This is a genomic window from Streptomyces sp. NPDC054813 (assembly GCF_053611365.1).
The window spans coordinates 125,849-144,792 of the sequence record NZ_JBSHAF010000015.1 but is presented as its reverse complement, the minus strand read 5'-3'; the positions used below and the strand labels follow the sequence as shown (position 1 = coordinate 144,792).

13 protein-coding genes and 4 pseudogenes are annotated in these 18,944 nt (G+C 71.1%); 9 read left to right on the top strand and 8 right to left on the bottom strand.

Annotation, left to right across the window (positions count from 1 at the left end):
• Window positions 1-392 precede the first annotated feature (392 nt).
• Complete coding sequence (locus tag ACWGJB_RS28840) at window positions 393-1,577, bottom strand: PP2C family protein-serine/threonine phosphatase (protein WP_453382981.1); 1,185 nt, start codon at window positions 1,575-1,577, stop codon at window positions 393-395.
• A gap of 346 nt (window positions 1,578-1,923) precedes the next feature.
• Between ACWGJB_RS28840 and ACWGJB_RS28835 the strand changes: the two genes are divergently transcribed.
• From ACWGJB_RS28835 to ACWGJB_RS28825, 3 genes and pseudogenes are all read left to right on the top strand, one after another.
• Entirely contained in the window at window positions 1,924-2,592 is a 669-nt protein-coding gene (locus ACWGJB_RS28835) for a glycoside hydrolase family 11 protein (RefSeq protein WP_453382980.1), read from the top strand.
• A pseudogene (locus ACWGJB_RS28830) lies at window positions 2,592-3,278 on the top strand (polysaccharide deacetylase family protein); the annotation flags it as partial. The gene ACWGJB_RS28835 and the pseudogene ACWGJB_RS28830, both read left to right, overlap by 1 nt.
• Window positions 3,279-3,387: 109 nt before the next feature.
• On the top strand, window positions 3,388-5,049 hold the full coding sequence (locus ACWGJB_RS28825; protein ID WP_453382979.1) for a hypothetical protein: 1,662 nt from the start codon (window positions 3,388-3,390) through the stop codon (window positions 5,047-5,049).
• A gap of 9 nt (window positions 5,050-5,058) precedes the next feature.
• Here the strand turns inward: ACWGJB_RS28825 and ACWGJB_RS28820 are convergent, their stop codons facing one another.
• A complete protein-coding gene (locus ACWGJB_RS28820; RefSeq protein WP_453382978.1) occupies window positions 5,059-7,143 on the bottom strand; it encodes a SpoIIE family protein phosphatase in 2,085 nt (694 codons plus the stop codon).
• Window positions 7,144-7,357: 214 nt separating this feature from the next.
• Between ACWGJB_RS28820 and ACWGJB_RS28815 the strand changes: the two genes are divergently transcribed.
• Window positions 7,358-9,826 (top strand): SpoIIE family protein phosphatase, encoded by a 2,469-nt coding sequence (locus ACWGJB_RS28815; RefSeq protein ID WP_453382977.1) that lies wholly within the window; start codon window positions 7,358-7,360, stop codon window positions 9,824-9,826.
• Between the two features lie 66 nt (window positions 9,827-9,892).
• Here the strand turns inward: ACWGJB_RS28815 and ACWGJB_RS28810 are convergent, their stop codons facing one another.
• Window positions 9,893-10,045 (bottom strand): multicopper oxidase domain-containing protein, encoded by a 153-nt coding sequence (locus tag ACWGJB_RS28810; RefSeq protein ID WP_453382976.1) that lies wholly within the window; start codon window positions 10,043-10,045, stop codon window positions 9,893-9,895.
• 418 nt (window positions 10,046-10,463) lie between these two features.
• On the opposite strand from ACWGJB_RS28810, the gene ACWGJB_RS28805 reads away from it, so the two are divergent.
• A complete protein-coding gene (locus tag ACWGJB_RS28805; RefSeq protein WP_453382975.1) occupies window positions 10,464-11,981 on the top strand; it encodes a hypothetical protein in 1,518 nt (505 codons plus the stop codon).
• A gap of 491 nt (window positions 11,982-12,472) precedes the next feature.
• Window positions 12,473-14,077 (top strand): MFS transporter, encoded by a 1,605-nt coding sequence (locus ACWGJB_RS28800; protein WP_453382974.1) that lies wholly within the window; start codon window positions 12,473-12,475, stop codon window positions 14,075-14,077.
• Between the two features lie 56 nt (window positions 14,078-14,133).
• On the opposite strand, the gene gap is transcribed toward ACWGJB_RS28800, so the two are convergent.
• Window positions 14,134-15,129, bottom strand: coding sequence for a type I glyceraldehyde-3-phosphate dehydrogenase (gene gap / locus ACWGJB_RS28795; RefSeq protein ID WP_453382973.1), 996 nt, complete (start codon window positions 15,127-15,129; stop codon window positions 14,134-14,136).
• Between the two features lie 229 nt (window positions 15,130-15,358).
• Entirely contained in the window at window positions 15,359-15,763 is a 405-nt protein-coding gene (locus ACWGJB_RS28790; RefSeq protein WP_453382972.1) for an ATP-binding protein, read from the bottom strand.
• A 213-nt stretch (window positions 15,764-15,976) separates the two neighbouring features.
• Here ACWGJB_RS28790 and ACWGJB_RS28785 point away from each other — a divergent pair, with 213 nt between their 5' ends.
• From ACWGJB_RS28785 to ACWGJB_RS28775, 3 genes and pseudogenes are all read left to right on the top strand, one after another.
• Window positions 15,977-16,465, top strand: coding sequence for a MarR family winged helix-turn-helix transcriptional regulator (locus ACWGJB_RS28785; RefSeq protein WP_453382971.1), 489 nt, complete (start codon window positions 15,977-15,979; stop codon window positions 16,463-16,465).
• Between the two features lie 43 nt (window positions 16,466-16,508).
• A pseudogene (locus ACWGJB_RS28780) lies at window positions 16,509-17,005 on the top strand (cytochrome P450); the annotation flags it as partial.
• Between the two features lie 26 nt (window positions 17,006-17,031).
• A pseudogene (locus tag ACWGJB_RS28775) lies at window positions 17,032-17,190 on the top strand (FAD-dependent oxidoreductase); the annotation flags it as partial.
• 174 nt (window positions 17,191-17,364) lie between these two features.
• Here ACWGJB_RS28775 and ACWGJB_RS28770 read toward each other — a convergent pair.
• From ACWGJB_RS28770 to ACWGJB_RS28760, 3 genes and pseudogenes are all read right to left on the bottom strand, one after another.
• On the bottom strand, window positions 17,365-18,321 hold the full coding sequence (locus ACWGJB_RS28770) for a GlxA family transcriptional regulator (protein ID WP_453382970.1): 957 nt from the start codon (window positions 18,319-18,321) through the stop codon (window positions 17,365-17,367).
• A 63-nt stretch (window positions 18,322-18,384) separates the two neighbouring features.
• Entirely contained in the window at window positions 18,385-18,756 is a 372-nt protein-coding gene (locus ACWGJB_RS28765) for a low affinity iron permease family protein (protein WP_453382969.1), read from the bottom strand.
• 81 nt (window positions 18,757-18,837) lie between these two features.
• A pseudogene (locus tag ACWGJB_RS28760) lies at window positions 18,838-18,936 on the bottom strand (SAM-dependent methyltransferase); the annotation flags it as partial.
• Between the last annotated feature and the right edge of the window lie 8 nt (window positions 18,937-18,944).

Below are 18,944 nucleotides of genomic sequence, written 5' to 3'. Positions count from 1 at the left end.
ATGCCCGTCGTCGGAGTCCAGGTGGCGCCCTCGTCGACGAAGTCGAAGACGCCCACGATGTTCGGATGGTGCAGCCGCCCCGCGTTGCGCGCCTCGCCCATCAGGCGCTGCGTGGCCCGGGGGTCGTCCAGGCGCGCGCACTTGACCGCGACCCGCCGCCGCAACCGCTCGTCCCAGGCCTGCCAGACGACACCCATGCCGCCCCGGCCGATGGCCTCCCGCAGCACGTACCGGCCGGAGATCGTGTCTCCGGCCCTGGGTTCTACCAGCACCGCCCCGCCCCTCGCCGCACGTCACCCGCGTGGTGGTAACTCACGGTGGCGGAGTGTAGTCACCCGTGATCTGCCCCACAGGGCCCGCCGCGGACCGGCCCAGAACCCTCACAACACGTGTCACGGCGGCGGGTCCCCGAGCTCTTCGGTGCCCGGATCGTCGTCTCCGCCGCCCGGCACCCCGGCCGCTCCCGCGGGCAGCAGGAAGGCGGTGAGCGCGGCCGTGTCGTCCTGCAACTGGTCGCCGCTGTAGGTCTGCAGGTCCTGATGGAGCCGTTCCAGCAGCTCCGGGGGCGGCATCGGTCCCCACGAGCGCAGCCGCTGGAGCAGCGGGTAGAAGGAACCGTCCGGGTCGCGGGTCTCGGTGACACCGTCCGTGTAGAGCAGCAGTTGGTCGCCGGGGCCGAAGGAGTAGGTGTCGACGTGATAGGGGTCCCCGACCAGCATGCCGAGGTTCAGCGGCGGCCCCGACCGTCCCCGGTCCAGTTCGCTCACCTCGCCGGGGCGGATGAGCAGCGGTGGCGGATGGCCGCAGTTGAGGACGCGGACGACCCTCTCGTCGTAGGGGATCTCGGCGAAGACGGCGGTGACGAACCGCTCGCCCGTCTCGCTGCCGCCCAGCTGGTGGGCTCGGCGCGTCATGCTGATGTCCACCCGCTCCACCAGGGCGTTGAGGTCGGGTTCGTCGTGCGCGGCCTCCCGGAACGCGCCCAGCATCGCCGCCGCGGTCTCCACCGCGAGCAGGCCCTTGCCCCGCACGTCACCGATGAGCAGCCGGGCCCCGTGCGCGGTCGGCACGGCCTCGTAGAGGTCGCCGCCGATCCGTGCCTCCGCGGCGGCGGACAGGTAGAAGCTCTCCAGCAGCAGGTTCCCGATCCGGTGCGGGACGGGTCTGAGCAGGACGCGCTGCGCGATCTCGGCCACGAACCGGACGTCGGCCAGTGTGCGTTCCCGGCGGATCCGGTGCGCGGCCAGGGTCGTGCCCAGGGCCCCGACCAGGGCTGTACACACGTAGGCGGCGACATAGTGCCGTTCCCAGATGTAGCCGACGTCGCGTCCCGCGCAGCACGGGGTTCCGGCCAGTAAAAGTTCCAGGCCGATGCCGAAGACGGTGGCGCCGGCGACGACGACGGGCGGGTGTGCGAAGGCGGTCACCAGCGGGAGGGCGATCAGCACGAAGCTGACCGGCCACTGCACGGGGGTGACGGGTTCGATCAGCAGCACACCGATGACGTACAGGAGCGGAAGCCAGCGCATCCACGCGGGGGGCGCGGGCAGTGCTGAGTTGCGACCGTCGTGCCTCACCCGGGACTCCTGGCATACGAATCTCGACAAGACGCCCAGCCTGGCGGGAGGCCCCCCGCCGCGCCGGTGATTGCTCCACTCAGCGGCATGTTCCGATGTTGTCGGCAGCATTCGCCTTGGATGTCGAAACATTCGAAGTTTTGAGGATCCATGATTTGATCTTCAATTGGCCGATTGTCGACAGAGTTAGTCGTTCATTCTCCTTGAATGCATGTGAAGTGCGGGAATGGCCGAGCAGGTAGAGCGAAGCTTTCGAAATAATTACCGAAACTGTTGACAGGTGACATGCGCAGACCAACACTCCCCAGCAAGCCACACCCGCACTGGCCATACGAGGAGGCACCGCATGAACCCGCTCGACCACGCACTGAGCCGCCGGAGCGCCGGCGCCCTGCTGCTGGGCGCCGCCGCCGGGCTGGCCCTGCCCGGCACCGCCCGCGCCGCCACCGTCGTCACCACGAACCAGACCGGCACCAACAACGGCTACTACTACTCGTTCTGGACCGACGCGCAGGGCACCGTCTCCATGACCCTGGGCTCCGGCGGCAACTACAGCACCAGCTGGCGCAACACCGGCAACTTCGTCTGCGGCAAGGGCTGGAGCACCGGCGCCCGCCGCAACGTGACCTACTCGGGCAGCTTCAGCCCGTCCGGCAACGGCTACCTGTCCCTCTACGGCTGGACGTCCAACCCGCTCGTCGAGTACTACATCGTCGACAACTGGGGCACCTACCGGCCCACCGGCACGTACAAGGGCAGCGTCACCAGCGACGGCGGCACCTACGACATCTACCTCACGACGCGGTACAACGCCCCGTCCGTCGAAGGCACCAAGACCTTCAACCAGTACTGGAGCGTCCGCCAGTCGAAGCGCACCGGCGGCACCATCACCACCGGCAACCACTTCGACGCCTGGGCCAGGGCCGGCATGTCCCTCGGTAGCTTCAGCTACTACCAGATCCTCGCGACCGAGGGCTACCAGAGCAGCGGCAGCTCCACCATCACGGTGGCGTGATGAGTGCCGTATCGGAGCGCTCGTCACGCCCCTTGCCGGCGACCGTCCTCGCCCTCGCGCTGGCCGTCGCGGGCACGCTCGCCGTCGGCGCCGCCCCGGCCCACTCCGCCGGCTGCGCCGGCTACGTCGGCCTCACCTTCGACGACGGGCCGTCCGCCGCCCACACGCCGGGCCTGCTCAGCGCCCTCAGGGCGAACGGGCTGCGGGCCACCCTGTTCAACGAGGGCCAGTACGCGGCCGCCTACCCGGCCCAGGTCCGGGCCGAGGTAAGCGCGGGCATGTGGGTCGGCAACCACAGCTACACCCACCCGCATCTGACCCAGGAGACCCAGGCGCAGATCGACTCGGAGATCTCCCGTACGCAGTCCGCCATAGCCGGCGCCGGTGGCGGAACTCCGGTGCTTTTCCGGCCGCCGTACGGCGAGACCAACGCGACCATGCGCACGGTCGAGGCCAAGTACGGGCTCACCGAGATCATCTGGGACGTCGACTCGCAGGACTGGAACGGCGCGAGCACCGACGCGATCGTGCAGGCCGTCTCCCGGCTCACCAGCGGCCAGATCATCCTCATGCACGAATGGCCGGCCAACACGCTCACCGCGATCCCGCGCATCGCGCAGACCCTTGCGGCCAAGGGCCTGTGCTCCGGACGCATCTCCCCGCAGACCGGCCGCGCGGTCGCGCCCTGAGAACAGCGGCACGAGTGGCGCGGCGGTCCGTCAACCGCCGCGCCATCCTCATGAGTTCGGATGAACAGGAATCTTCCGCGCGCTCCCCGCCGCTAGGTTCGTCGGCGTGGACTACTACGACCTGGGCAGTCACAGCCGGCGCGTGACGACGACGTCCCCCGAGGCGCAGACGTGGTTCGACCGGGGGCTGATCTGGACCTACGCCTTCAACCACGAGGAGGCCGTCCGCTGTTTCGAGGCGGCCGGTGCGGCGGACCCGGAATGTGCCATGGCCGACTGGGGCGTGGCCTACGCCCTCGGCCCCAACTACAACAAACCCTGGGAGTTCTTCGACCAGGAGGACCTGGCGCACACGGTGGAGCGCACGCACGCCGCCGTGGAGCGCGCCCACGCCAAGGCCGCCCACGCGACCCCCGTTGAGCGCGCCCTGGTCGAGGCACTGCGCGCCCGCTACCCGCAGGCCGCGGCCCCGGACCCGGAGGCCTGTTCGGTGTGGAACACGGCCTACGCCGACAGCATGCGCGGGGTGTACGAACGGGCACCCGACGACCTCGATGTCGCCACCCTGTACGCCGACGCCCTGATGAACCTCACCCCCTGGCAGCTCTGGGACATCCGCAGCGGCCGACCGGCCGAGGGCGCCCGGACGCCGGAAGCCAGGGCCGTGCTGGAGCGGGCCATCGGCGCCGAGGCGGGCACCCGCCACCCCGGCCTGCTGCACCTCTACATCCACCTGATGGAGATGTCGCCCACGCCCGAGACCGCCCTGCCCGTCGCCGACCTGCTGCGCGACCTCGTCCCCGACGCCGGGCACCTCCAGCACATGCCCTCGCACCTGGAAGTCCTCTGCGGCGACTACCGGCGCGTGGTCTCCGACAACGCCGCGGCCGTCGCCGCCGACGAGAAGTACCACGCCCGCGCCGGCGCGATGAACTTCTACACCCTCTACCGCTGCCACAACCTCCACTTCCGGATCTACGGCGCGATGTTCCTGGGCCGTCTCCAGGACGCCCTCGCCACGGCCGAACGGCTCGAAGCCGCCGTACCGGAGGAGCTGCTGCGCGTGGCGAGCCCGCCGATGGCCGACTGGCTGGAGGGGTTCCTGGCGATGCGGGTGCACGTCCTGATCCGGTTCGGCCGCTGGGACGACATCCTGCGCCTGCCGCTGCCCGCCGACCCCGGCCTGTACTGCGTGACCACCGCGATGCTGCACTACGCGCGCGGTGTCGCCCACTCCGCCACCGGCCGGACCGCCGAGGCCGAGGCGGACCGAGCCCGCTTCCGGCAGGCGGCCGCCGCCGTACCCGGGACCCGCATGCTGTTCAACAACACCTGCGCCGACATCCTGGCCATCGCCGCCGCCATGCTCGACGGCGAACTCGCCTACCGCAAGGGCGACTTCGACACGGCCTTCGCCGAACTGCGCCGGTCGATCGACCTGGACGACAACCTTCCCTACGACGAACCCTGGGGCTGGATGCAGCCCACCCGGCACGCCTACGGCGCCCTGCTCCTGGAACGCGGCCGGGTCGAGGAGGCCGAGGCGGTCTACCGGGCCGACCTCGGCCTGGACGACACCCTGCCCCGGCCGTTGCAGCACCCCGGCAACGTCTGGTCCCTGCACGGCTTCCTCGAATGCCTCCGGCGGCTCGGCAGAGACGGTGAGGCACGGATCGTGGCCCAGCAGCTGAAGCTCGCGGCGGCTACGGCGGACGTAGCGATCAGCGCGTCCTGCTTCTGCCGTACCGACTGCTGCCGTACGCCGTAGAGAGCCGGTTCACAGCGTCCGCGCGACCAGCAGTGCCACGTCGTCGTGGTCGTCCGGGTGGCGCAGGCCGTGCAGCAGCAGGTCGCAGGTCTCCTCCAGCGGCCGGTCCGGCTCGTCCAGGAAGCCGAGCAGGACGCCGAGACGGTCGTCGATGGGATGGCGGCGGGTCTCGACGAGGCCGTCGGTGTACAGGACCAGGAGGTCACCGGCGGCGAGGTCGACGGTGCTGGTCTCGAAGGGGATGCCGCCGACACCGAGCGGGGCGGCCGACGGCAGTTCCAGCAGGGCCGGCGCCCCTCCGGAGTGCACCAGCGCGGGCGGCATATGGCCCGCGTTGGCGATCTCGCAGCGCCGGGTGTGCGGGTCGTACACCGCGTAGAGACAGGTGACGATGTAGTGCTCCAGGTCGCAGGTGATCTTGTCCAGGTGCTGGAGCACCGCGGCCGGGGGCAGCTCCAGTTCCGCGTAGGCGCAGGTGGCGGTGCGCAGCCGGCCCATGGTGGCGGCCGCGTCGATGCCGTTGCCCATGACGTCGCCGACGACCAGCGCGGTCCGGTCCTCCGACAGCGGGATCACGTCGTACCAGTCGCCGCCGACCTCACTGGTCGCCTGGGCGGGCTGGTAGCGGGAGGCCAGTTCGAGGCCGGTGTGGTGCGGCGGGTGGTCGGGGAGCAGGCTGCGCTGGAGGGTGAGTGCGGTGTTGCGGACGCTCTGGAACCAGCGGGCGTTGTCGATGGCCACGGCGGCCCGCCCGGCCAGCTCGGTGGCGAGCACCACGTCGTCCTCGTCGAAGGGCAGCGGATTGCTGGTGCGCTTGAGGTCGAGGGCGCCCAGCACCTCGCCATGGGCGATCAGCGGCACGGCGAGATACGAGTGCACACCGGCCTGCGCCAGCAGCTCGCCCGCCTCGGAGTTGCGGGCGATGCGCGGCAGATCGCGTGGGCCGACATACGGGACCAGGACCGGCCGCGCGGTGTGCACACACAGCGTGACCAGCCGGTCGCCGTCGTAGGCCGCGAGGTCACCGGGCGGGTCGGCGGCCCGCAGTGCGACCGTGGGACGGGCCGCCTCGAGGGCGAGGGCGCGAAAGAGCTCGGGGCCGTTCTCCGGTCTGCGGGAGCGGCGCAGGGCCAGCGCCGAGTCCAGCACGTCCACCGCGACCACGTCCGCGAGAACCGGGGTGGCGATCTCGGCCAGCTCGTGCGCCGTGCGCTCCACCTCCAGCGAGGTGCCGACCCGGGCCGAGGCGTCCGCGATCAGGGCGAGCCGGCGCCGGGCCCGGTCGGCCTCGGCCGCCGCGCGGTGCCGCTCGGTGACGTCGACCACCGAGGTCGCCGCGCCCAGGACGCGGCCGCCGGGATCCTCCAGCCGGTAGAACGACATCGACCAGGCGTGCTCGTGCTCGGGATCGGTCGGCGGACGGCCCACGTGGTACTGGTCGAGGAGCGGGGTGCCGGTGGTGAGCACCTGGTGCAACGCCGATTCGACGCTGTCGATGTCGGGCAGCGGAAGGGTCTCCCGCAGATGGCGGCCGATGTGCTCCTCGGCGGGGACGCCGTCGATCCGTTCCAGCGCCGGGTTCACCAGCAGATAGCGCAGGTCCGGGTCGAGGAGGGCCAGGCCGATCGGTGACTGGTTGATCAGCCGCTCGCACAGCGCCAGGTCGGTCTCCACCCGCTGGAGCATGGAGTGGTCGGCCACGATGCCGAGCGCGTACACATCGCCGAGATCGTCCAGCAGCCGCATGGTGCGGAACTCCATCAGCCGGCTGCGGCCGTCCTTGCGCCGGACCGGGAAGGCGCCGGCCCAGCTGCGCCCGGTCTCCAGCACCTCCATGAACATGTTCACCGCGGCCTTCAGATGCTCCGGGTCAATGAGCAGTCGCGCCGCGTTCTTGGTCAGGGCCTCCTCGGCCGTGTAGCCGAAGAGCTCCTCGGCCTGCGGGGTCCAGAACACGATCCGGCCCTGCGAGTCCAGCGCCACCGCGGCCACGCTCAGCACGTCCAGCAGGCCGGTCGGGCGCGCCACGCCAGGGCCGTACCCGTCACCGCCGGAGCCCTCCGAGCCACCGGACCGCAGGAATCCCACAGCCATGCCTCAACCACCTCCACCGGCCGGCGGGCGGACACCGTCGCTACGGCACTTCCATGCTGCCCCCGGCCGCCCGACCGCGCCGACCCGGGCCGAGTACCCCGATCCGCCCGGGGCTCCCGCCCGTGCCCGCCGGCCCTCGGCCGCGTTGCCCCCGGGAGGCGATGCGCATCGGGTGGACAAGCAGGAACATTGGGGTACGTAGAGGATGTAGCCAATGGATTTTCCGCGAGAAGAAATCGACGTGCCGCCCACCAGGGGTCCGCGCGACCTCCTCGACGCCTCCAGCGACGCGGCGGCGGTGCTGTCCGGCGAGGGCGTCGTGATCGGCTGGACCCGGGGCGCCGAGGCCCTGCTCGGCCGCCCGGCCGCCGAGGTGGTCGGACGTCCCGCGGCACAGCTGCTCGCCGTCCGCGCCGACCCGGCCCGGGCCGCCGGCGTCGCCGAGCGCTGCCGCTCCGGGATGGGATGGAGCGGGCTCATCCCGGTACGGCACCGCGACGGCCACACCCTCGACGTGGACCTGCGGGTCTCCGCCGCCTTCCACATCGACGGCGACGAGTGCTTCCTCCTGTCCGCCCGTGAGCGGCGGCCGCAGTGGACGGTGGGCCAGTCCGTCCTCGACGGGTTCCTGACCCGCTCGCCGATCGGCCTGGCCCTGATGAACCCGGAGCTGCGCTATGTGTGGCTGAACGACACCCTGGAGCGCTTCGGTGGAGTGCCCCGGGAGCAGCGCCTGGGCCGTCGGCTGAGCGAACTGCTGCCCGGGCTGCAGGCGACCACCATCGAAGGCCTGATGCGCAAAGTGCTCACCACCCGGGAGCCGGTCAAGGACTACGAGTACCTCGGCTGGAGCTGGGCCGATCCGCACCGCCAACGCGCCTACTCCACCTCGTTCTTCCCGCTCGTCGACGCCGACGACTCGGTGACCGGCGTCTGCTACATGGTCTCCGACGTCACCGAGCGCTGGAACGCCCGCCAGCGGCTGTCGATGGTCAACGAGGCCGGCACCAGGATCGGCACCACCCTCGACGTGCTGCGCACCGCCCAGGAACTCGCCGACTTCGCCGTCCCCCGCTTCGCCGACTTCGTCATCGTCGACCTCCTGGAGCCCGTCCTCAGCACCGAGGGCCACGACACCTGGCTGAGCGACGCCGGCCCGGCGCCCACCGGGCCGGTGATGCGGCGTGCCGCACTGAAGACCGTCCGTGACGGCAACCCCGAGGCCGTGGCGCACGTCGGCGACCCGGTGGACTTCCTGCCCCCGACGTACGGCATCGACCTGCTCGTCAACGGCGAGCCGATCCTCATCCCCGAGCTCAACCCGGAGGACCCCCTGTGGCTCGCGGAGCAGCCCGAGCGGACCGCGCGGATGAGGGAGTTCGGACTGCACTCCCTCATCTCGGTCCCGATGCGGGCCCGCGACACCGCCCTGGGCCTCACCACGTTCGCGCGCTCGCTCAACCCGGTCTCCTTCCAGCCCGACGACGTCCTGCTCGCCCAGGAACTCGTCGCGCGCGCCGCCGTCTGCGTCGACAACGCCCGCCGCTACACCAGGGAGCACACGGCGGCCGTCACCCTGCAGCGCAGTCTGCTGCCCCAGGCCCTGACGGGCGGTACCGCCCTGGACGTGGCGTCCTCGTATCTGCCGGCGGACGCGACGGACGGCGTCGGCGGTGACTGGTTCGACGTCATCCCGCTGTCCGGTGCCCGGGTCGGCCTGGTGGTCGGCGACGTGGTCGGCCACGGCCTCAGCGCGGCGGCGAGCATGGGCCGGCTGCGCACCGCCGTCCAGACCCTCGCCGACATGGAGTTGCCCCCCGACGAACTCCTCGCCCACCTCGACGACCTGGTGCTGCGGCTGGGGGAGGAGGAGAGCGGGAGCACGGTCTCCCAGGGCAGCACGGCCACGTTCGTCGGAGCGACCTGCCTGTACGCGGTCTACGACCCGGTGACCCGGCGGTGCTCCATGGCCCGGGCCGGACACCCACCGCCGGTCGTCGTGGCACCCGACGGGCGGACCTGGTTCGTCGAGATGCCCGCCGGACCGCCGCTCGGGCTCGGCGGCATGGCCTTCGAGGCGACCGAGATCGAACTGGCCGAGAACAGCCTCCTCGGGCTCTACACCGACGGCCTCATCGAAGGCGCCGACCAGGACGTCGAACGCGGCATGGCCCGCCTCCGCGCCGCGCTGGCCGACCCCGCCGCCGACCTCGCCACGCTGTGCACGGCCGCCGTGCAGCAGCTGGTCCCCGTGCCCCAGCCCGACGACATCGCCCTGCTCCTGGCCCGCACCCACGCCCTGGGCGCCGACCATGTCGCCTCCTGGGAGGTGCCCGTGGACCCGGCCGCCGTCGCCGACGTGCGGGCCCGGGCGGTCCGCCAGGTGGTGGCGTGGGGCTACGACGAGCTGGCGGTGACCACCGAACTCATCGTCAGCGAACTGGTCACCAACGCCATCCGCTACGCCGACCCGCCCATCCGGCTGAAGCTGTTGCGGGACTCCCGGCTGACCTGCGAAGTCGCCGACGCCAGCAGCACCGCACCCCGCCTGCGGCACGCCCGCAGCATGGACGAGGGCGGCCGCGGCCTCTTCCTGGTGGCCCAGCTCGCCCACCGCTGGGGCGCCCGCTACACCGGGGAGGGCAAGATCATCTGGGCCGAGCAGGAGATCCCGCCGGACTAGGCTGCCCCGCCTGCCGCCCGGTCGGACCGCGGCACGGTTCGGCGCCCGGCCGGCCCGTGGTGGTGATCACTTGCCGGGTGAGTCCCCGCGGGGCGCGACGATGTCCAGGACGGCCATCATGCCCATGTCCTCGTGATTGAGGATGTGGCAGTGCAGCACGGTCTTCCCGGTGAAGTCGGTGTAGTGGATGCGGATGACCGCCTTGCCGCGCACGGGCACGTCGATGGCGTCCTACCAGCCGTGGGACGGGCGGCAACCACGCGAGGCTGCGGGGCTTTCATGCGGATGGCGGCATGGGAGCGGCCGGCCGGGCGGGGAGCGGGACGGATGTCCGAGGCTCTGTCGAATTCGCACGTTTGGCCGTACCCTGTCAATTCCGAAGGATTCGGCAGCAATTGGGGGAGCCGCCATGTCCGGGGACGCGTACGGTCCGTATCAGGGACCGCCGAATCAGGAGCCTCCGAACCAGGGACCTCCGTATCAAGGGCCTCCGAACCAAGAGCCTCCGTATCAAGGGCCGCCGAATCAGGGACATCCCCAACAGGGACCCTCCGGCCACGGGTTGCCGGACCAGGGTTTCGCCGGCCAGGGGTTCTCGCGGCAGGGTTTCCCGACCCCGGGTTCCCTCGTGCCGCCGATGCCGTCGAGCCCGCCGCCCGCCCCGCCGGACGCCCTGCGCGCCGCCGCCGTGGCCCTGCTCAACCTGACCGGGCTCGGCCTCGGCTATCTGCTCGTCCGAAGATGGCTCCCGCTGGCCGTGTGCCTGGCGGCGACCGCCGTCCTGCTGCTCGTCGCGCTGCCCGCGGACGCCGACGGCGTGCCCGGATCCGCGCTCGTCGGCTATGCCGTGTTCCTGCTGCTCGCGGCCCTCCACGGCGCGTTCGTCGGCCTGCGCACCCGGCTGGTGTGGCCGGGACAGCGGCCCGTCGCGCTCGCGCTGGGCGTGGTCCTCCTCGCCGTCCCGGTGGGCGGTGCGCTCTGGTACGACAGCGCCCAGAAGGAAGCCGTCGAACGCGCGCTCCTCGACCGTCTCGACGGCGCCGACAAACGGGTCGACGCGGCCCGGCAGAAGGACTTCGCCACCGCCAAGTCCGAGTACCAGGACGCCCTGGCCGTCTACCGCGACCTCGCGGTCCACCACTCCGGTTCCCGGGCCGCCGCCCAGGTCCCCGACCGTATGAAGACGTACTACACGACGGTCGCGGCGGCCTACGGCCACCAGGACTACTGCACGGCGGTCGAACCGCTGAAATACCTGCGGACGGTGCCCGACTCCATACCCAGGGACCAGCTCGGCACGCTCACGCACTGGCCCGACGACCGGCTGGCCACCTCGCTCTACGAGTGCGGAGCGGGCGGCCTGGCCGACGGCGGGGGCGACTGGGTCCCCCAGTTCGGCGAACTCCTGAGCACCTTCCCCGACTCCGGCCAGGCCGCCAAGGTCGTGCCCGCCGTGGACGCGGCCGAGAAGAAGGCGGCGAAGGCCGTCGCCGGGAAGGATCCCTGTGGCGCCGTCAAGCAGCTGCACACGCTGAACACCCAGATCGGCCAGCTGTCGAACGGGACCGGCGCCGAGGCCGACGGCCTGGTCAAGGTCGCCGACCGGGCCGACCGCAGCGGTGACTCGGGGGAGTACGCGTGCGGCGTGAAGCAGTACCGGGACGGCGAGTTCGCGCAGGCGCAGCAGACCATGCAGCAGTTCGTCACCGGCAGCCCGCACGACAGGAACCGCGACCGCGCCCGCAAGATCGCCATCGGTGCCGAGGTCGCCCAGACGCTCCCGGCCGCCGGCAAGAAGCTGCCCACCATGGCTTCCGGCGGTGGCATCTCGGTGACCGTAAGGAACGACAGCCCCGACGAGATCACCGTCCTCTACACCGGCCCGGTCACCGGCAGCTTCACCCTCGGACCGTGCGGCAGCTGCGAGGCGTACTCGTTCGCCAGCTCGCTGCTCCCCGGCTGGGAGCCGTGCGGCGACAGCGGCAAGAACTATCCGCAGCACACGATCAGCCTCCCGCCCGGCACCACGTACTTCGTGCACAAACCGAAGAGCGACAGCACGGCCGCCCCGGGCTCCGACACCGCCAAACTGCGCTACGGGTACATCTACACGGAGTGCGCGTACACGACGCAGACACTGGGGTCGACCTACTAGGCGTGCCGTTCGGTAGAGGTGGTGCCGGTACCGCTGCTCGGCGATCGCGGTGAGCTGCCCGAGCCGGTCGCCGAGGTTGTCCGCCATCTTGGCGGCGTTCTCGGCGACTTGCATCGTGTAGAAGTCGCCGCCGACGGTGTGGTGACGGCACGCTCTCCGGGGCGGTCCGGCGGCCTTCTTCGGGGGCGGTGGGGCAGGCGTCAGCGGCGTTCACCTTAGGTTGCAGGTCCAAGGGCATCTCCGCAGGCCACGCCTCGGTATACGGTCCGTAGCGCTCGCCCCGACAGAACTGGCCCACGTCAACGAAGATTCCGGCCGAACCCACCGCGCAGGCGCCGCGCGGCCGGCCGACGGGATCGACATGACCGGGTCCGCGCTGTCGGACCGGCGGTAGATCCGCGGTGCGCCAGTCGATCGGGAGTCGACGGGTCGCCGATCACCGCCCCAGCACGTCGCCCTGTCACTCCACTGCTTCGAGGTGCCCTGTGGCCATGCCTTCTCCTGCCGCGTCCCCGTCCGCGCCGCCCGACACGGGCACCCGGCACATCACGGTCACCGTCGTGCTGGCCTGCGTGGGCGTGTTCGTCTCCTACCTGCCGGTCGTCGGTGTCTCCGTCGCGCTTCCGGTCATGCAACAGGCACTCGACGCCTCCACCGTCGGGCTCCAGTGGATCACCGACGCCTTCATCCTGCCGACCGCGGCACTGCTGCTGACCTGCGGCATGGTGGGTGACCTGTACGGCCGTAAGAAGACGTATCTGGCCGGGCTGGTGCTGTTCTGCGTCGGCTGCCTGGTGTGCCTGACCGCCGGCAGCGTCGTCCAGGTCTGTGTGGGCCAGGCGCTCACCGGCGTCGGCACGGCCGCGCTGCTGCCGTCCACGCTCGCCCTGATCGGCCATGTCATCCCGGACCCCCGTAAGCGCGCCCGGGCGATAGCCCTGTGGACGGCCGCCCTCGGCCTCGGACTCACCCTCGGACCGGTGGTCAACGGCGTCATCGTGGAGCACGCGAGCTGGCGGTGGATCTTCCTGCCCTCGCTCGTCCTCGCCGTGGTCACGGCCGTGATCGGCGCCGTCGTGCTGACCGACTCCCGCGCGGAACGCGAACGCCACCTGGACATCCCCGGGCAGCTGCTGGCCGTCGTCGCCATCACCGGGCTGGTCTACGGCGTCATCGAGGGCGGTAGCGCCGGGTGGTCGTCGGCCCAGGTCGTGATCGCCTTCGTGGTCGCAGCCGCCGGCGCGGTCGGCTTCGTCCTGGTGGAACTCCGGTCCTCCTGCCCGATGCTGGACATGCGCCTGTTCAAGTCGGCGGCGTTCTCGGGGGCGGCTCTCGTCATGGCCGTCACCCTGTTCGCCCAGGTCGGCCTGGTCTTCGCGCTGAGCGAGTACTTCGGGCTCGTCCACCACGCCTCGACGCTGGACATCGGCATCCGCCTCGTCGCCATCAACGGCTTCACGGTGGTGCTCGGCCCGCTGGTCGGGCGGCTGATGAACCGGGCCACGCCCGGCCTGCTGCTGGTCACCGGCCTGGTGATCGGCGGGATCGGCGCCCTCATCATGAACGTCTTCCAGGCCGACACCGGCACCGGCGAGGCCGCCCTGGTCATCGGCGTGCTCGGCATCGGCATCGCGCTCGCCATGGCGCCGATCACCACCATCGCCATGGACGCCCTGCCGCACCGGCTCGGGGGCACCGCCGCCGCGGCCAACAGCGCGCTCCGCCAGATCGGCAGCGCCCTCGGCCCGGCCGTCTTCGGCGTCATCCTCACCCACCGCACCCTGGCCACCCTGCCCGGACACCTCGCCTCGTCCGGGCTGAGCCCCGCCGACCAGGGGCAGGTCGGCGGACTGGTGTCCAGCGTGGGTATCCAGGCGGGAGCCTTCCTGCACCTGAACACCCCCGAGAGCACCGGACAGGCCCAGGCCGCCTACGGCGCGAGCTTCACCGACGCCCTGCACACTTGCGCCCTCGTCGGCGGGATCGGCATGCTGGTGGCCGCGGTCATCGCCGTAGCCCTGATCGGCATCCGTCCGGCACGGGCCCCGCAGGCCACGGCGGAAGCGACGGCACACCCCGCCGAGGCCGCGAGCTGACGCGCACCGCGAAGCGGCCGGCCGTCCGACGACGGCCGACCGCTTCGCCGGGCCTGCTAGCGTGCGAGCAGTTCAAGGGTGTCGATCACCCGGTTCGAGAAGCCCCACTCGTTGTCGTACCAGGCGACCACCTTGATGTGGCGGCCGTCGACGCGGGTGAGGGCCGAGTCGAAGATCGCCGACGCCGGGTTGCCCGTGATGTCCGAGGAGACCAGCGCGTCCTCCGAGTATTCGAGGACGCCCGCGAGCGGCCCCTCCGCGGCGGCACGGTACGCCGCCAGCACGTCGTCGCGCGTCACGTCACGGGCGACCGTCGTGTTGAGCTCGACGATCGAGCCCACCGGGACCGGCACCCGGATCGAGTCGCCGGACAGCCTGCCGTCGAGGTTCGGCAGCACCAGGCCGATCGCCTTGGCGGCGCCGGTCGTGGTCGGCACGATGTTGACACCGGCGGCACGGGCGCGACGGGGGTCGCGGTGCGGGCCGTCCTGCAGGTTCTGCTCCTGCGTGTAGGCGTGCACCGTGGTCATGAACCCGTGCTCGATGCCGGCGAGTTCGTCGAGGACGGCGGCGAGCGGCGCGAGCGCGTTGGTCGTGCACGAGGCGTTGGAGACGATCGTGTGCGTGTCCGGGTCGTAGGCACCGGTGTTCACGCCGTACGCGAGAGTGACGTCGGCACCGTCCGCAGGCGCGCTGACCAGGACCTTCCTGGCGCCGGCGTCGAGGTGGGCGCGGGCCGCCTTGGCCGATGTGAAGCGGCCGGTCGACTCCAGCACGATGTCCACGCCGAGCGCGGCCCACGGCAGCTGCGCCGGTTCCCGCTCGGCGAGCACCTTGATACGACGGCCGTCCACGACGAGGACGTCCCCGTCCACGGTCACCGGGCGCCCGAGGCGCCCCGCCGTGGAGTCGAAGGCGAGCAGCCGTGCCAGAGCGGTGGGCTCCGTGAGGTCGTTGACGGCAACGATCTCCAGGTCGCTGTCCCGCTCCAGCAGGGCGCGCAGCACATTGCGTCCGATGCGGCCGAATCCGTTGATGGCGATACGAGTCATAAGTGGTGTCCCTTCGCTACGTCACCAGGTTCGCGGGCCGCGCCGGACCATGACAGCGGCGAGATCGCCATGGTTCAAAAGGATCCCGCCACAGGATCCCGCCACTCCGGCCGCGGGCTGGGGGAAGCGCCGGGACTACCGCTGGCCGGTAGAGCTGATTCCTGCCGTGCGCGGCGGCGACGCGCTCTCACATGACCACCACCTTGGTCACTCCGTCGCGTACGTCGACTCAGGCGGCGGCGTACACGTCGGCCCAGTGGGTCGCGTGGCCCCGTTCCAGACGGTTGCCGTGGGCGGTGGCGAGCAAGTCGATGATCTCCAGGCCGCGGCCGTGCTCGCAGGGGGAGCAACTGGCCGCCCAGTCACCGTCCGTGGCCGCTGGGCCTCCGTCGGAGACCTCGATGTGCACCCGGTGGGTGTACAGGTCGTGGCTCAGCCTGAGCTTCAGCGGTGGCTGGGCGTGCTCAACGGCGTTGGTGACGAGTTCGGAGACGGCCAGCAGCACCGAGTCGGCCGGGTCGTCGGCGACCCGCCAGCGGGCGAGCAGCTCCTTGGTGATCTGACGGGCCTCGCCGGCGGCTTCCGGGTGGTGGGTCAGGGGCCAGGCGAGGGCTGGGGGGTAGGCGCAGGTCACGGTCGTCACCTTCTCCGTCCGGCGCCCCGAAGGGCTCGCACCATCTATAGACTCTCTATATAGTTTGTCTATGTAGATTCTGAAATTTCCTAATTTTGGGCAGGTGTCACGCCGTCGCTGCCGTTCTGGTTAGCTGCTGAGGCGTCGAAAAATATGGACATTTACCACTCAATCTATATAGCGTCGCCTATAGATCGTGTTATGAATGTGGGCATGGATGAGACATCCGGAGAAGGAGCCCAGCAGGTGGCGGCCGCACTGCACGAGCTGACCACCGGTTTGGTCCGGCACCTCACGTCCACCTGGCAGGGCATGAGCCTGACCACCGCTGCCACGCTCGGCAGGCTCGGCCGGGAAGGCCCGGTCCGGCTGACCACGCTGGCCGCGGCGGAGAGTGTGACCCAGCCGTCGATGTCCGTGCTGGTGCAGCGGCTGGAAGCCCAGGGTCTGGCATCGCGGATCAGTGATCCCGAGGACGGGCGGGTCCGCCTCGTCGCCATCACGGACGCCGGGCGTGAACTCCTGGCCGAGCACCGCAGGGCGGGGGACGCCCGGTTCGCCGAACTGCTGGCCAGGTTGCCCGAGCACGACGTGCAGGTGCTGGGAGTGGCCGTACACACGGTCATGCCCATCATCCGGCGCATGCTCGGGACGGATCCGCGGACCGCCACCAAGGACGGCGGCGGACCGCCGACCGCCTGAACCTCCGGACCCGCTCCTCGATGTCTCCTCCTGCAGGCAGGGCCTGCTCGGAGTGCCGTATGCCGACCACGACTTCTTCCAGGCCAACAGCAAGATCCTGATCCGGCGCACCACCACCGTGGCACAGGCACGGGTGGCCACCCAGGAGCTGATGGACTACCTGGACCGGCTGATCGGCGCCAAGCTGGCCCACCCGGCCGACGACCTTCTCTCCACGCTGGCCGAGCGGGTCAGGACCGGTGAACTCCCCAGGTCCGAAGCGGCCGGTACTGGATTGCTGCTGCTGATTGCCGGGCACGAGACCACCGCGAACATGATCGCGCTGGGCACCCTGGCCCTGCTGCGGAACCCCGGCCAGCTGGCCCGGCTGCGCGAGAGTGACGACCCGAAGCTGGTCGCTTCGGCGGTCGAGGAACTCCTGCGCCACCTCACCATCGTGCACAGCGGACGGCGCCGGGTGGCCCTGGAGGACATCGAGGTCGGCGGCGTGACCATCTTGGCCGGCGACGGGTCGTCCTCGCCAACGACGTCGCCAACCGCCAGGGGAGCGAACAGGGGGACGAACAGTGAAGCGCATCGCCGTCGTGGGAGCCTCGGCCGCCGGCCTGGCCGCGGCCGAGACCATCCGCCGCCGAGGCTGGGGCGGCACCCTCACGCTGATCGGTGCGGAGTCCCGTCCGCCGTACGACCGGCCACCGCTGTCCAAGCAGATCCTGACCGGCGCCGCCAGGTGCGCACGCTGCGCCGTCTGGTCGTCGACCGCACGCCTTGGACAGCGTTCCGGGCCGCCCCCGCGCGCAGTCCGGCCATCGTGAACTGACCGCCGGTTTCTCATAGCACCACGCTCGGCGTGCTGATCGCGAGCATCAACACCTCGATCGCTCTGATCTCACTGCCCGCTACTCGCCCTTGGTGAAAGTGCGCCGGTAGTCGCTCGGCGTCGTACCGAGGATCCGCTGGAAGTGGAGGCGCAGATTCGCCCCGGTGCCGAGACCGACGTCGTCGGCGATCTGCTCGACGCTCCGCTCCGACCGCTCCAGCAGTTCCCGGGCCAGATCGATCCGGGCGCGCATCACCCACTGCATCGGTGTGTACCCGGTGTCCTCGACGAACCGCCGCGAGAACGTGCGTGCTGACACCCCCGCATGCCGGGCGAGTGCGTCGAGGGTGAGCGGCTCGCCGAGCCGGTGCAGTGCCCACTCGCGGGTCACTGCGAACCGCTCACCCAGCGGCTCGGGCACACTGCGCGGCACGTACTGCGCCTGGCCGCCGCTGCGGTAGGGGGCCGCGACCAGCCGCCGGGCCGCGTGGTTCGACGCGGCCACCCCGAGGTCACCGCGCAGGATGTGCAGGCACAGGTCGATGCCCGAGGCGGCGCCGGCCGACGTCAGCACGCTGCCCTCGTCGACGAACAGCACGTTCTCGTCGACCTTGACCAGCGGATGTCTCTCGGCGAGCGCGCGCGTGTAGTGCCAGTGCGTGGTGGCGCGCCGGCCGTCGAGCAGTCCCGTCGCGGCGAGCGCGAAGGCCCCCGTCGAGATGGCTGCCAGCCGCGCGCCCCGCTCGTGCGCGGCGAGCAGCGCGTCGACGACCGCCCGCGGCGGGTCCTCCCGGTCCGGGAACCGGTAGCCGGGAACGAACACGATCTCCGCCCACTCCAGCGCGTCGAGGCCATGAGCGACGTGGTACGACAGCCCGTCGCCGCCGGTGACCAGACCGGGCGCCGCACCGCACACCCGTACCTCGTACGGCATGCTCGCCCGGGTCGTGAACACCTGCGCCGGGATACCGACGTCGAGGGGCTTCGCCCCCTCCAGCACGAGGACGGCGACATGATGCAGGCAGGTGGGGGGCACGTCGAACAGGGTACGAGGACGCGACCGACGCCCGGTACGGCCCGCGCACCGGGCTCGACCGAGTCAGAGCTCCTCGTCCATCCGGATCACCTTGCGCAGCTCCGCCGCCGCTTCCTGCGGGGTGTCGCCCGCACGCTGATCGAGCAGCGCGGCGGCGATGCTGTCGAGCTTGCGCTGGATGGCGTGTTCCGCGCGGCGCTCGGAGTTCTTCAGCAGGGCGAGCAGCAGCAGGTTCAGGGAGGTCATGACATCACCGACGAGGAGCTGCCAGCTCAGGTCGAGGCCCGCGACATGGACGGCGACGAAGGCCGCGACCAGAGCCAGGCAGAGACACATGAACAGCAGGGAGCTGGTGACGTTCGAGGCCACCTCCGCCAGCCGCTCGAACCAGCCCCGCCCGTTGCGGGTGCGCTCGGCAGGATGCGTCGTGGACATGGGGGCTGCGATGCCTGACCTTCCACGTCCGTGCGGTGCCGGTCACCGCGTTCGGCGGCCGGGTACCCCGCACCGCGTACCTCACCCGCCCCTCGGCCGCCGCGCCACGAACTCGAACTCCCGCCCCGGCGCGTCGGGCGCACCCCGAACCCCGCCGACCTCGATGCCCTGATCGGCGAGGCGCTGAT